The organism is Sporacetigenium sp. TC11, assembly GCF_058146105.1.
In genome coordinates this window covers 300,545-315,630 of the sequence record NZ_JBYVNY010000002.1, presented here as the reverse complement: position 1 = coordinate 315,630, position 15,086 = coordinate 300,545, and the positions used below count along the sequence as shown (strand labels likewise).

At 29.6% G+C, this 15,086-nt stretch carries 13 protein-coding genes and 1 riboswitch; of the genes, 5 read left to right on the top strand and 8 right to left on the bottom strand.

The window, feature by feature from the left end; genetic code table 11:
- Window positions 1-108: 108 nt before the first annotated feature.
- Together ACUSRV_RS04455 and ACUSRV_RS04450 are read left to right on the top strand one after the other, a co-directional pair.
- Window positions 109-372 (top strand): hypothetical protein, encoded by a 264-nt coding sequence (locus ACUSRV_RS04455; RefSeq protein ID WP_490140716.1) that lies wholly within the window; start codon window positions 109-111, stop codon window positions 370-372.
- Window positions 373-761: 389 nt separating this feature from the next.
- Entirely contained in the window at window positions 762-863 is a 102-nt protein-coding gene (locus tag ACUSRV_RS04450) for a YvrJ family protein (RefSeq protein ID WP_490140994.1), read from the top strand.
- Between the two features lie 61 nt (window positions 864-924).
- Here the strand turns inward: ACUSRV_RS04450 and alr are convergent, their stop codons facing one another.
- Window positions 925-2,064 (bottom strand): alanine racemase, encoded by a 1,140-nt coding sequence (alr, locus tag ACUSRV_RS04445; RefSeq protein ID WP_490140715.1) that lies wholly within the window; start codon window positions 2,062-2,064, stop codon window positions 925-927.
- Between the two features lie 146 nt (window positions 2,065-2,210).
- Between alr and ACUSRV_RS04440 the strand changes: the two genes are divergently transcribed.
- On the top strand, window positions 2,211-3,395 hold the full coding sequence (locus ACUSRV_RS04440; RefSeq protein WP_490140714.1) for a M20 metallopeptidase family protein: 1,185 nt from the start codon (window positions 2,211-2,213) through the stop codon (window positions 3,393-3,395).
- Between the two features lie 60 nt (window positions 3,396-3,455).
- On the opposite strand, the gene ACUSRV_RS04435 is transcribed toward ACUSRV_RS04440, so the two are convergent.
- The gene (locus tag ACUSRV_RS04435) at window positions 3,456-4,373 is read right to left on the bottom strand and encodes a S66 peptidase family protein (protein ID WP_490140713.1); all 918 of its coding nucleotides are present in this window, start codon (window positions 4,371-4,373) and stop codon (window positions 3,456-3,458) included.
- 253 nt (window positions 4,374-4,626) lie between these two features.
- Here ACUSRV_RS04435 and ACUSRV_RS04430 point away from each other — a divergent pair, with 253 nt between their 5' ends.
- Together ACUSRV_RS04430 and ACUSRV_RS04425 are read left to right on the top strand one after the other, a co-directional pair.
- Window positions 4,627-6,009 (top strand): peptide MFS transporter, encoded by a 1,383-nt coding sequence (locus ACUSRV_RS04430; RefSeq protein WP_490140712.1) that lies wholly within the window; start codon window positions 4,627-4,629, stop codon window positions 6,007-6,009.
- Between the two features lie 166 nt (window positions 6,010-6,175).
- On the top strand, window positions 6,176-6,736 hold the full coding sequence (locus ACUSRV_RS04425) for a beta-class carbonic anhydrase (RefSeq protein WP_490140711.1): 561 nt from the start codon (window positions 6,176-6,178) through the stop codon (window positions 6,734-6,736).
- A 56-nt stretch (window positions 6,737-6,792) separates the two neighbouring features.
- Here ACUSRV_RS04425 and ACUSRV_RS04420 read toward each other — a convergent pair whose 3' ends face one another.
- From ACUSRV_RS04420 to ACUSRV_RS04395, 6 genes are all read right to left on the bottom strand, one after another.
- A complete protein-coding gene (locus ACUSRV_RS04420) occupies window positions 6,793-7,758 on the bottom strand; it encodes a D-aminoacyl-tRNA deacylase (RefSeq protein ID WP_490140710.1) in 966 nt (321 codons plus the stop codon).
- 138 nt (window positions 7,759-7,896) lie between these two features.
- Window positions 7,897-8,568 carry a DUF4430 domain-containing protein gene (locus ACUSRV_RS04415; RefSeq protein WP_490140709.1) on the bottom strand — a complete coding sequence of 224 codons (672 nt, stop codon included), beginning with the start codon at window positions 8,566-8,568 and terminating at the stop codon, window positions 7,897-7,899.
- A 14-nt stretch (window positions 8,569-8,582) separates the two neighbouring features.
- Entirely contained in the window at window positions 8,583-11,420 is a 2,838-nt protein-coding gene (locus ACUSRV_RS04410) for a DUF4430 domain-containing protein (RefSeq protein ID WP_490140708.1), read from the bottom strand.
- A gap of 18 nt (window positions 11,421-11,438) precedes the next feature.
- Window positions 11,439-12,140 (bottom strand): ECF transporter S component, encoded by a 702-nt coding sequence (locus ACUSRV_RS04405; RefSeq protein WP_490140707.1) that lies wholly within the window; start codon window positions 12,138-12,140, stop codon window positions 11,439-11,441.
- Between the two features lie 11 nt (window positions 12,141-12,151).
- A complete protein-coding gene (locus tag ACUSRV_RS04400) occupies window positions 12,152-13,822 on the bottom strand; it encodes an ABC transporter ATP-binding protein (RefSeq protein ID WP_490140706.1) in 1,671 nt (556 codons plus the stop codon).
- Window position 13,823: 1 nt separating this feature from the next.
- A complete protein-coding gene (locus ACUSRV_RS04395) occupies window positions 13,824-14,687 on the bottom strand; it encodes an energy-coupling factor transporter transmembrane component T (protein ID WP_490140705.1) in 864 nt (287 codons plus the stop codon).
- A 167-nt stretch (window positions 14,688-14,854) separates the two neighbouring features.
- Window positions 14,855-15,031, bottom strand: a riboswitch (cobalamin riboswitch).
- Window positions 15,032-15,086 lie beyond the last annotated feature (55 nt).

Genomic DNA, 15,086 nt, shown 5'->3' with positions numbered 1-15,086 from the left:
TGACAAGTATGTTATAATATTAACAATTAAGTTTCTACATTTATCACATAATCTTAATTTAATGAATATAATTTAGTATAGTCCTAATTTAAAAGGGGGGAAATAAACTTGGAAATGATAGAGATTATAAGAGTTATTATAGGGATTGTTTTAATAGCTTATGGATTAGGAGTAAATTATTATGAAAAGTTTCATAATATGAAATATATAGACCAAAGAAACGGTGTGCTAAATGGTAAAGCAGCTGTATTTGCAGGAATTTTAGTCTCAGCTTACACAGTTAAAATAGGTATAATAGTAGCTATAATAAGTGTCACATTAGTAATAGCAGAAGAAATTATGCTCAATAGGAAAATTAATAAAACAAAATAAATTTTTAGAATAGTAAAAACAGACTATATTAAATTTTTTGATCTGTTAGACAATTGTGCGATAAATAAAGAATAAAAATAGCTGTATCATAGCATTTAAAGTGTATACACTATTATACAGCTATTAATTAAGTTTAATATTAAGTAATCCATAATTTTTATATACTATGAAGTTAAAAGAGGAGAATTAATTCTCCTCTTTTTCAATGTAACTTAATTTCAACATTATATTATAACATAACAATAATTCTTAACTCTTTCTCACACTACATCACTATCAAGATTATCTAAACTTGAGCTTTAACTAATTGTTCTAAGGTACTATCTGTATACCACGCTATATTAATAAACAATTTACCAAATTAATTTTCAAAACTACTTTAGTTTCCTATTGCTGTATCAATGTATCTTTTGGTACGAATAGAACAAAAACTTCAAGTGTTATGTGATAATATTAATGATTTATCCAACAATATTTCATCTTTTAAATGATAAACTCCCCTTACCGAACGATACGTTAGGTGGGGGGAGTAGTTGGTAAATATAAATTTTTTTAATATTCAACAAGATAATCCAAAACCTTAACTATTTTGTTATCCTTATAATAAACCCTCGGAACTCTTCTTGAAACTAAACTTAAAATTTCATTTCTATTTGTATTAGCCCAATTTGCAACTTGTGCAAGTTTAATTCCATTTTCTCCATAAAATATTACTTCATCATCTACTAATACATCTTTTATATTTGTCACATCTACCATACATTGGTCCATGCATATTGTTCCAATAATTTTAGCTCTTTGATTATTTATAGTAACATATCCTTTGTTTGATAAAATTCTTGGTATTCCATCTCCATATCCACAAGAAATAGTAGCAATTTTCATTTTTTGATTTGCTACAAATGTATAGTCATAACTTACCCCTTCCCCTTTTTCTATTTCTTTAATAAATGATATCTTAGACTTAAACGTTAGAACTGGTTTTAAGTTCATAGAAGATTTTCTACCATTGTATCCATATAAACTAGCGCCTATTCTAACCATATCCAAATGATAGTTTGGATATAACACTGCTCCAATACTGTCACATATATGTTTTATTGGTATATTGATTCCTTCATTTTCAATTTGTTCTATAGTATTAGTAAACAAATTAAATTGCTTATAATCGCTTTCTAAATCTTTTAGTGCTAAATGAGAAAATATTCCTTCTATATCTATGTTTTTTAAGTCATGAATTTGCTTTATTATATTTATAAGTTCTTCTCCTGCCTTAAATCCAAGCCTATTAAATCCAGTGTCAACTTTTAGATGAATTTTCCCAACCTTAGATAATTCAGTAGATATATTCGATACCTTTATCCCTTGTTCTATATTAAATATAGTTAGAGTTATATTATTTTTTATAGCTATATGAATATTTTCATTTGATATATAACCCATAACTAAAATAGGAATATCTTTATATATTTTTCTTATTTCAAGTGCTTCATTTAATGATGCAACGCAAAGATAATCAACATTTTCTTCAATCATAACTTTTGCAACTTCTATAGCCCCATGTCCATATGCATTTGCTTTTAAAACTGCTCCTATTTTAGCATTAGCCTTAAGATTATTTCTTACTTCTCTAATATTGTTTGCTATATTATCTAGGTTTACTTCAACCCACGTATTTCTCAATGTATCCATATATACACCTCAATTATAACTAATATATAAGCTATATTTACATATTATATAATATACTGCTTTTATATTTTAAATAAACTAAGTTTTATAATTATTATTATTATTTATGTTTATTAATAAAATTAATAACTAAATGGGGTGTTTTTATGGATAAAATTTTAATATATAAAAAATCAAATGAAATAAAAGACTGGCTTATAGAAGTTAGACGTGATTTACACAGAACTCCAGAGCTTGGAATGGAAGAATTTATAACTAGAGATAAAATCAAAAAATACTTAGATGAAATAGGAATTGAGTATTTCGAGTCAGAAAATCATACAGGTATAACGGGTATCATCCTTAACTCAGCTTCAAACAAGACAATAGCTTTAAGAGCTGATATAGACGCTCTCCCTATTGAAGAAAAAAATGAAAGTACATATAAATCTATCCATATCGGAAAGATGCATGCTTGTGGCCATGATGCCCATACTGCTATACTACTTGGAGTTGCCAAAATATTAAATTCTATAAAAGATCAAGTTCCTGTTAATGTTAAGTTATTGTTCCAACCAGCAGAAGAAACAGTTGGTGGCGCCCAGTTTATGATAGAAGATGGTTGTCTTGATGATCCTAAGGTAGATTATATATTAGGTCTTCATGTTATGCCGAGTGTGGATACTGGATATATAGAAGTAAAATACAATACCTTAAATGCATCTACTGACACTATAAAAATAACTATAAATGGAAAACAGGCCCATGGTGCATATCCTGAAAATGGCGTTGATGCAATAGTTATAGGTGCTCATGTTATAACAGCTCTACAAACTATAGTAAGTAGAAATATAGCTCCAACAAATTCAGCAGTTTTATCCCTTGGAATAATAAAAGGCGGTATAAAGGAAAATATAATTTGTGATAAAGTTGAGATATCTGGCACATTAAGAACATTAGATCCACAAACTCGCTCATTTGCAAAAGAACGAATATGTGAAATAGTAAAAGACGTATCATCATCATTTGGCGGAGTTGGAAATGTTAAAATAGAAATAGGATATTCCCCTTTAGTTAACGATAATTTCGTTGTTGATATAATAAAAGAACAAGGAAAAATACTCCTTGGAGATGATAAAGTATTAGTGAAGGAGCATCCATCCCTTGGAGCAGAGGACTTTTCATTTTTCTTAGAAAATACGAAGGGTGCATTTTTCCATTTAGGTTGCAAAAATACAAATAAAGGTATAACCTCACCTCTTCATACTGGTCAATTTGATATAGATGAGGATTGCTTGCCTATAGGTGTAGCTATGCAAGTTATGAATTTATTTGCTTTGAGTAAAGTTTAAAATAAATAGCCACAAAATATAGGTTTATATAAACTATATTTTGTGGCTATTATTAATTACTTAGTAAATTGATTTATAAAGCTCTACTTTTTTATTAGTAGCATCTAACCTACATTTAACTCCAAAAGGTATTGTTATCATAGGCATACAATGACCTGATTTTAAATTGTATATACACGGTTTGTTGAACTTTTCTACTCTGTCTTTTAATATTTCTTCTAATTCAAAATCATCATCATTTTGCTTACTGCAATTTTTGAAATCTCCAAATATTATGCCGCAACAATCGTCAAACTTACCTGCTAACCCTAATTGTGTAAGCATTCTATCTATTCTATATATAGGTTCTCCTATTTCTTCTATAAACAATATCTTTCCTCTTGCATCTATTTCACATTCAGTTCCTATAGTGGCACAAAGTAACGCTAAATTACCACCTATTATTTCACCCTCTGCTACTCCATCTACAAATGTTTGTACTTTATTATTTCTTGGATTTCTTAAGTTTAAGTACTCCTTCATATTAAGTGCATCTAAAAGAGAATTATAAGTAAAATCATCCCATTTAGGTGACGTTAGAGCCATTATACCGTGGAAAGTTACCAAGTTACATTTTTGGTTAAATGCTATATGTAATGCTGTTATATCAGAAAAACCTACAAAAGCCTTAGGATTATTTCTTATAACATTATAGTCTATCATATCTAGTATTCTAGGAGTTCCATATCCACCTCGCATACACATTATTACATCCACATCACAGTCTAAGAACATATCTTCTATATCTTTCACCCTTAGTTCATCACTACCTGCTAAATATCCTTTATAGTTTGAATAACAACTTCTACCAAGCTTAACTTTATACCCTAATTCATTTAATGCTTTTACTACCCCAGGGATCTTATTTCTATCGAATGGGCTAGAAGGTGCTATTATTCCTATAGTGTCCCCCTTTTGTAAACCCTTTGGAAATACCATGAGTTACCCCCTTTATCAAAAATTTTAGTTATAAATTATTTATTTTATAAAATACTATTTTTTTTCATCAAATATTACTACTTTTAGAATACACTATTTACACATAATAATTAATAAATAAACATATTATATTATTTTTCAAAATATACTGTATAGAAATATTTAAAAAGAATATTTTATAATTCACTTAAACACTTTATAAAATATATTGTTTAAATATTGTCAAAATTAAAAGCATAAGGGGGAATTTTAAATGTCAGATATGACTATTAAGAAACAAGGTCATCCTATGGGGTTCTGGTTAGTCTCAACTCTGCAAACCTGCGAAAGATTTAGCTATTACGGCATGAGAGGCTTGCTTATACTATTTCTTACAACAGAGGCTATAAAAGGTGGATTAGGACTTGATAACGCAGCAGCAGCTACAATTTATGCTAACTTTACTATGTTTGCTTACTTTGCTCCATTATTAGGTGGTTACGTAGCAGATAAGTTTCTCGGAAAGAGAAAAACCTTTTTTATCGGATCTTTATTGATAACAGCTGGTCTGATATTCCTTTTCCTTGCAAATGCTAAATCAATGGTTTATATCGCTCTTATATTTATTATTATTGGTAATGGATTTTGGAAACCTAATATTACATCTATTGTAGGAGATTTCTATGACAATAATGACCCTAGAAAAGATGGTGCATATTCAATATTCTACACATTTATTAATATTGGTGCATTTTTTGCTCCACTTGTATGTGGTACTCTTGCTGAAAAAACTTTCGCAGTTACTAAAGGTGCAGAAGTTATTAGTTATGGTTACAAATACGGATTCCTTGCAGCTGGTATAGGTATGCTTATTGGATCAGTTCTTTACATGTTATTTGCTAACAAACTTCTTGGAGATGTTGGAAAATTCGATGATAACCAAGCTATTAAAAAAGAAAAAACTGAAGAAGTTAAAATTGATAAGCAACCTCTAACAAAAGAAGAGAAAAGAAGGGTTGCTGCAATTTTTGGTCTTACATTCTTTGTTATAATTTTCTGGGCTGGATTTGAGCAAGCAGGTTCAAGCTTAACTTTATATACTAATGACTATATAAACAGAAATGTAGGTGGATTTGAAGTACCAACAAGTTGGTTCCAATCAATAAACGCATTCCTTTGTGTTACTCTTGGACCAATTTTCGCATGGTGGTTTGTTAAACTTTCTAAAAGACCTAAAGGTGATATTCCTACTGCAACTAAAATGGGTTATGGTTTAATTATTCTTGGACTTGGGTTTGCATTAATGGTTGGTGCAGCACTTGAAAGAGGAAGTTCTCCTGATGCAGCAATTAAGGCTAATATACTTTGGTTATTAGGTGCATATACACTTCATACTGTTGGTGAAATGTTCTTGTCTCCAGTTGGACTTTCTATGGTTAGTAAACTAGCTCCTAAGCAAATTGCTGCTATTATGATGGGTGTATGGCTGTTTGCTACAGGTTTTGGTAACTACATTGCAGGTATGTCTGCAGCCTATGTTGAGTCATGGGGTGCTCTTCAAGTATTCGGTTTAGTAACTGCAATAACAATGGGTGCTGGAATTCTACTTTGCTTGCTTAGCCCAATATTCCAAAAGTTAATGGTTGTGGACGATTAGTCAATAGCCACAGATAACAAGTAGATGATATTTATAAAAGGATGTTCTTATAATAAGAACATCCTTTTTACTTTTGTAAAAATTATAATATTTTAAATTAATAGTTTATTATTGTTGTATTTATGGTAGTATATTTAGAACAACATATTTAAGGAGAGATTAAAATATGAATAAGCTTCAAGAAATATTACTACATAATAAGTTATTCGTAGAAAATAAAGAGTACGAAAAATATAGAACAACAAAATATCCAGATAAGAAAATTGTAATACTTTCATGTATGGATACTAGATTAACAGCCATGCTTCCAAGTGCTCTAAATCTTAAAAATGGTGATGCGAAAATTATAAAAAATGCTGGTGCAGTTGTTACGCATCCATTTGGAAGTATTATGAGAAGTCTGTTAGTTGCAATTTATGAATTAAAAGCTGAGGAAGTATTTGTAATAGGTCATCACGGATGTGGAATGAGTAATATTAATCCAGACACTATGATTGAACAATTTATACAAAGAGGCGTAACAAGAGAAACTATATCAACTATTGAGTATACAGGAATTAATTTAAAGAATTGGTTACATGGTTTTGGTTGTGTACATGATTCTGTGAAAGAAAGTACTTCTATAATCAAAAATCATCCTCTAATGCCTAAGGATGTTTTTGTCCATGGGCTTATAATAGATCCAGAAACTGGAGAATTAGAAGTTGCTGTAGATGGATATAAATAAAATTTGCTCAAATTTAGCTGTATTGATTTCTTATTTCAATACAGCCTTTCTTTTATTTATAAATTTTCTTCGCAATTTTCGTATAACCCTATAATTGGAGATTGTTTAATATTGTTAAGTTGTTTGTGCTTAAAAACAGGTACATTTAATACCTCCCCTATACGCTTACATTGATCTCTATATGGAGCTTTTAGTTTGTCTTGATACACGATACCATCAATTCCACCTATAATAGAGTTAATACATGCTTCTAACTTCTTATATCCATCTTCTTCATCGTATTTACCATTTACAACCCATGAACTTGGAAGAATATGAGATGCAGATACAGGATATTCTTGTCCTAATACTGCATTAGTTATTGGGTCTTCAAAATGAATTCCTCCAACATATAATACTGTAGGAAACTTTCTATTATTATTAAATACCTCTACTAAAGATAACGTAATAACATTAACAGCCTTTTCATTACTCCAGCTTTCTGGTGTACTTCCTATTTCAACATCTACTAAAGGAACTTTGTATTCTACTATTTTATCTGGAGAACCATTAGATATTATTCCAGACCAATGTGTAGCTTCCATAGTTACTCTAAAATCTTCTAATTGTAATTTTTCTCTATGCTTTTCTAATGTATGACCTAAATTAGTTGTATATATAGGGTTTGTTACACCAAAATATCCAGATTCAACATCCCCTATAGTATGTAAGCATAATACCTTATCTGGAGCCTTTGCTCCACCATGCCAGTTTATTACCCCTCCAAAGTCATAATCTGAAAAATACTTATTCATAATAGGTAAATAGTATTCATAATCATGACTAATTACTTTGTTAGTTCTTACATAGCTAAACAAATTTCCTTTCGAGTCTTTATACTCCATAACATGATATCCATCTACAATAGTTTCTGTTTCCTTTAAATCAAAAGTTTTTATAGAATTATCGAAGATCCTTGGTGCAACAGAGTCATTTTCAAAATTATAACAAAAGAAATATACAGCCTTTTTCCCTAATAACATTCTTTCAACCCCTTTAAAATTATTCTAAATCTTCATACTATTATTGTTTACTAAAATTTTCTAATAGTCAAGCCATTTGTATATTACTTTTATTCAATTAAAAAGCTGTATTGGTTTTTACACCAATACAGCTTTTTCTTAAGCTCCTTCTTTAACGTATTTCCATAAAACAACGTCTCCGTCTCGTAACTTATAGCTACCGCAGCCTACTCCTGGTTTAACAAATGAACCGCTTCCACCTTTTTGTACATAATATGTCCATCCACTAGTTGGACCTTCAGCTTTTTCACTTAGTCCAGCAATAGATGCAATGTACATTGTTGGTCCAAATCCTGTTGCTTTATAATCAACACCTTTACTATCTAATGCACTAGTGGTTGCTTCTCCAACTGACTTATTACTAGCATTTATGCTTTTAGATAGTATAGTTGATCCAGTTATACCATTTTGTATAATAACCTTAGAACTTTTTGGTTGAGGCTGTGGTTGTTGTTGTGGTTCTTGTTGTGTAGTAGTTTGTTTTGTTGGCTCTGTTTTTTCTTTAGCTTCTGTAGTATTTTTATTTTCTACAGATTTACTATCTTGTTGATTACTTGTATTATCTGATGTAGATTTATCTTCACTATTATTAGCTGTTTCTTTGCTTCCACTTGGATTATTTTCTTCAGAACTTGAGTCTTTTACTTCACTTTCAATTTTTGTAGCTACCTTTGAACTACTTGAGTATTTAATCATATCTGCAATAAAAAACATTCCTGAACATAGAAATACAGCTATTAATATTACTAGTATCTTCTTTTTATTATTCATAATTACACCCCATATTAGAAATCTTTTCTAAACATAAAATAAGCTCCTGCTGCAATAGCCCCTGTTGCTAATGTTATTATACCTGAAGTAATAGGCAGCTTAGATTTATTAGATTTTGAAGCATCTTTAACATCTTTATTTTCATTTACAGCTGTAGTTTTCATTAGCCCCGCACTTTCAAGTTGATCTTCTGTATCTTTAACTACTGTAGAAGTATTTTCATCTTCTGATGAAGCATTATCACTTGAACTATTGTTATCCGAGTTATTATTTGTTGGCTTATTTCCTGTATTTTTAGTTGGCTCTTCTTTTGTATCATTATCAACTTTGCCGTAAACAGCAAGTTCTTTTACATTTATATCACTATCATAATAGTTGTATTTACCATTCTTATAAAACTCATTTAATGATATAAGAGCTCTAAGTGCCTCTTCTGTAGCCATATAGTCGTTTCCACCATCTTGAAGATGTTTGTACTGGCCGTTAGTTCCTTTAAATGACATTAATGCTGTTATTAAACTATTTCCATTCTTTGTAAACTTAGTATCTGTAGGATCTATACCAACTGAAGTTAATCCTAATATTGCAACACTTACTGCTTCAGATGATTCTCCACCTGAGAAACCATCATAATAGCAACCACTTTCAGTTTGCACATTTGATAAAGTACTTACTGCTTTGTCTATTGTTGTTTTAATACTAGAATCGTCTTGCCAATTAGATAATGCTAAAACTGCAAATCCAACTAAATCAGGCTTTATAGGAGCTTTTCCAGATAAAGACCACCCTAAGTTCCCATTACTATCTGTAAAGGATTTATCTAACAGTGCATTTTTAAGATCATTTAGTTTTATTTTGTAATTTGAATCACTTATATTGCAATAGTCATATACAAACATTCCAAACATAACATCCATTACATCGAATTTATCTATATCTCTATTAAACAATTCTTTTACTAAATCATAGCCATTAAAATTATATGGTGTATATCCTTGGCTTGCAAGGTACATTATTAACTTTTCAAGTTCTACGTTAGTATAATACTCTAATCCCTTCTTTGGAACATTCTTATTGAAGTTATTTACCATATAATCAAAATATTCTTTACTACCTTTTATTCCAAGTTTATTTAAACTTATTGCAGACCACTCGTCAAGATTATTACCTTTAATGTGCTTTGCTGTTAAGTTCATTTCTTCTAATAAGTTGTAATTTTCAATTGATAGTTTTTTATATGTAATAGATATAGTCTTTGTACTTTCATTATTTGAACTATCTTTTGCATATATTGATATAGTATTTATTCCTTCATTTAACGTTATTGTATACTTTCCATCATTACCTGGATTTATTTCATTACCATTTAATTTAACTTTAGGAACAATATTTTTATCTGCGTTGTCTGTAGTAGTTACATCTAAAGTATATTTTGATGAATAAACTGTTGTATCTTTTAATTTTGGATTTATAATAGGTGCTTGAGTATCTTTTCCATTTACTGTTATCTTACTGTATGGTCTTGATATTATATATTTTCCATTTTCTTTTTTCTCAGCAGTTATTATGTAATCGCCATTTTGTGCAAACTTATGTGCAGGAATAGTTATCTTACCATCCTTATCAGTAAATAAATCTGTCTTTTGATTATTTATTATTATATTTGCGTTTTCAACACCAGATAATACACTATTCCAACTTTCATCATATCCTTGGCTAATCAAAGTAAGCTCTACAGATTTATTTCCTTCTACTAAAACATCATCTCTATCAAAGTATGAGTACTTACTATCCCAACCTTCAACTAAATATAAAACTATATTGTTACCTTCCTTTATTGGCTGACTGTCAACTCCAACTACATTAGAGTCGTTATTTATTTGATACATCCAACCCCCACTTGGATATTGCTTTGTTCCTATATTATCAATACTTTCTATAAAAACTCCACCATATGGTGAAGGCGATTTTGTAATTCTATTACCAAGAACTTTTTCTATAGCATCTAAAGCTACTGGTGATTCCTTTGTAATATTGACATTAGTCTTTTGTAGTATAGTTTTATCTAAACCTTCTACCCTTACCGTTACATTTGTACCATCTTGTGGGTTTTCTATAATAGGTCCTTGAGTGTCTTTTCCAGTTACTTTTATCTTACTGTATGGCCTTGATACTTGATATTTCCCATTTTCTTTTTTCTCAGCAGTTATTATGTAATCGCCATTTTGTTCGAACTTATCAGCAGGAATAGTTATCTTACCATCCTTATCAGTAAATAAATCTGTCTTTTGATTATTTATTATTATATTTGCGTTTTCAACACCAGTTAATACAGTATTCCAACTTTCATCATATCCTTGGCTAGTTAAAGTAAGTTCCACAGATTTATTTCCCTCTACTGAAACATCTTCTTTATCAAAGTAAGAGTACTTACTATCCCAACCTTCAACTAAATATAAAACTATATTGTTACCTTCCTTTATTGGCTGACTGTCAACTCCAACTACATTAGAGTCATTATTTATTTGATACATCCAGCCTCCATTTGGATATTGCTTTGTTCCTATATCATCAATACTTTCTATAAAAACTCCACCATATGGTGAAGGCGATGTAGTAATTCTGTTACCAATAACTTTTTCTATAGCATCTAAAACTACCGGTGATTCCTTTGTAACATTAACACTAGTCTTTTGTAATATAGTTCCATCTAACCCTTCTACTCTTACAGTCACATTTACAGAATCATTACCTTCTGCACTTACTTTAAAAGGTATGTAAGCAATTTGAGATAGTACTATACTTAGTGCCATAATTAAACTTAAAATGATTTTTTTAATGTCTTTTTTCATTTTTTCTCCCTCCAATTTTTATAATAAATCCCCTTCTTGAATATAAGTAACCTCAAGCCTTCTTTTATATCTAAATAAAACCTTCCTCAATATATCATAAAATATTATTGAAAAAGTAAAGTTACCAAGTCCATGTAAAATATCAAACGTCAAGCTAGATAAATAAGTTACAATAATACTTTCCTTAGTTATAGGTTTTACAAATGTAATTAGGTTCCAAAAGTTCATAATCCAATCAAACATGAAACCAAATGCAAAACATGCTATTGCAAACTTTAAAGGGCTTACATCTTGATTCTTGTTTCCCCAAAATCCGCATATCATACCAATTATTCCCCAGGAAAACATCTGCCAAGGAGTCCATGGACCTTGCCCCAAAAATATATTTGATAAAAATGCAGCTGAGCTTCCAATTAAAAACCCTTGATAAGGTCCAAACACATACCCAGATAATGCGACTAAGAAAGTAACTGGTTGAACATTTGGTATTAATGCAAATATAACCCTTGAAACAGCTGAAAATGCACTTAAAGTAGCTATTATACCTATTTCTTTAGTTCCTAAAGAGCTTTTTTCAAAATAAAAATAACTTAAAAACAATATTGCAAATACACCTAGTGTAAATATAAGTGCAAATCCACTTTGTATATTTTGATTTAATGTAATTCCCATTAAAATTAAAATAACTATAACAGTTAAAATAACATATAATTTTTTCATAATATCCACCTTTAAACCACAGAATTAATATAATTGCAACTAATAAAGTCCATAGCTTCTTCTTCAGTAAATATAGTATTATCTATATTCTTAAATAGTTTATTTAAAGTTGTATTATAATAAATTCCATCACTTAACACTTCTTCTCTATTCCCATCCGCAACTATTTCCCTGTTAAACATAAGTATAAATCTATTGCAATAATTAGATGAAAATTCAACATCATGAGTTATCATCAAAATAGTCGTGCCTTGTTCATTTAGGTTTTTAAGTACTTTGCCTAATTTATTCTTTACTTCTAAATCGAGACCTCTTGTAGGCTCATCTAGTAACAATATCTTAGGATTCATAACCAATATTGAAGCTATAGCCAGTCTTTGTTTTTCTCCACCACTTAAATCTCTTGGATTTTTATCTTTAAGATGATAAATATCGAGATCTTTCAAAGTATTATTTATAATATCTTCATTAAAAGAGTTGAAGTTATCCATAGTAAACTTAAGTTCTTCATATACACTATCCTTTGAAATATATTCACTTGGATCTTGAGAAACATATCCAACTAATCTTGATAACTCTTTTCTATTTGTTTTCTTAACTTCTTTTGAATTTATTTTAATGCTTCCTTTGTATTCCTTAAGTCCTATAATACTTTTAAGTAGTGTGCTTTTTCCTGAGCCATTGGCCCCCATTATAGAAACAAACTCACCATTTAAAATATCAATATTTACATTGTCTAAAACTTGCAGACTATCATAGTAAGCGTTTAACTTCTTTATATTAATAATTGAACTATAGTTTTCTGAGCTTATTTTATCTTTTGCAAATAATAACTCTTCACTAGATTTAGATTTATTATCTATGAATTCATCTTCTAGGTAATCTCTAGCATTTTTAAAATCCTTTGGGAAATAATCTATATTATTTTTCTTAAAAAACCTTAAATAATCTGGCATAAACCCAACCATATTTCCAGAGCACTTATTAAAAAATTCATTTGTACTTTCAAAAACTGTAAGCTTATTATTTTCCATATATCCAATTTTGTCTGCAACATCAAACCATTTATTTACTCTTTGTTCTATTAAAACTATAGACATTCCAAGTTCTGTGTTTATTTTTCTTACTAAGTTAACTATAGATTCTGCAGATGGAGGGTCAAGTTGTGATGTTGGTTCATCTAAGACTATGCACTTTGGCATATATGCTATTGAAGATGCAATTGCAACTTTTTGTTTTTCTCCCCCAGACAATGTATTTATATTTCTATTTGCCAAATGCAGTATATCTGCAAATTGCATAGCTTCCCATACCCTTCTCTTTATAACACCTTCATCTACGCCGATATTTTCTAGGCCAAAGGCTATTTCTCTATGTACCTTATTCATCATAAGCTGTCTTTCAGGATGCTGAAAAACCATGGTTATTTCTTTAGCCCTTTGGCTATGAGACATTTTATTTATATCTTCGCCTTCTATATTTACATATCCTTTAATACTCCCACCATAAAAACTCGGAACAGTTCCAACTATAGCCTTTGCCAAAGTTGATTTTCCTGAACCTGATTTTCCTGTAACTAACATTATCTCACCTTTATTTAATTTAAGGTTTATATTGTCTAAAGTTAGTTTATCTTCTAGAGGATACTTATAACTTAAATCTTTAATTTCTATATAAGCCAATCTAATCCTCCTCCCCATACAATATCATTGAAGTTGTTATAAACACTATAATTGCAAATATTGATGCAGTTGCATAATTAAATATATTTGTTAAATAAATTCCATCATATACATTAAAACCTATACGGTTTAAATACATTCCTATACAATAAGTTATTAAGAGAACTACTGACGAAAATATAATTAAAAAATCAAATTTATTGAATTTTTGCCTTTCATAAATACTTCTATTACTACTTAAAAATCCTCTAACATATGCAGCTTCACTTATTTCAAAGGAACTTTCTAAGGAATTATCTAGTAAAATTGAAAAAACAGGTACATAACTTTTTGATTTTTCCTTAGAACTCTTGTTATCAAAGTTCACTCCTCTTACTGTATATACATCTTTTAGGCTATTAAACCTTTTTTTAAGATCTGGAACAAGTTTGAATCCTATCATAAGCATAAGAGTCGACTTTGGCATTTTAGTAGAAAAATAAGATACAGCTTTATCTGAATCTATCATAAAATCAAATGCCATAAAAATATAAGTTATTGATAATAACTTAAAAGCCATTGTTACTGAGTATATAATAGATTCTAATGTAATTTTTCTGCTCATTATATAAAATAAAATTGTCTTCCCTTGGCTTACAAAGAAGACATTTATAATTGTAATAACAATTACAAAAGGTATAAAATATAAAATTCCCATTTTTAATTTTTTGGTGTTCTTTGTAGATATAAACAAAGATATTAATAAAGTATATACGGCAATAAGTATAGCAGGATTATCATTTGAAAAAACCATTATTAGTATAGATAAAAATAATACTATAGGTGTGATAATGTGAACGTTTCCGAATCTTCCGTCATTTTTCAATAAAATTCCCCCTTGAATATAAAATTCGCTTCACTCATGTCGCCAACGACCTTGAAAAGCAGATCCGTTGCTCAATAAAAATAGCCCATTAACTGCGAGAGTTAATGGGCTAAGCATAATGTCTAATTAAAGGCAAGACCTAACACACTCTGTATCTTCCGCAGAGTTAAGTGTTAAAAACATAGGCAGGCCTTCTGACTTGAGTATCATAGCTTTTACACGCCTTCCCAGATTGTTCCAGTGGCATAAGTGCAAAACTCCTCTCTTACAGCGGCGGGACCGTTCAGGAATTTCACCTGATTTCCTTTTAATAAAACTAATTAACCTATATGTATTTTATTTAGTTTAAAACATTTTCTTATATAAAAATTATATCAAATATAGTGTATAATTTCAACA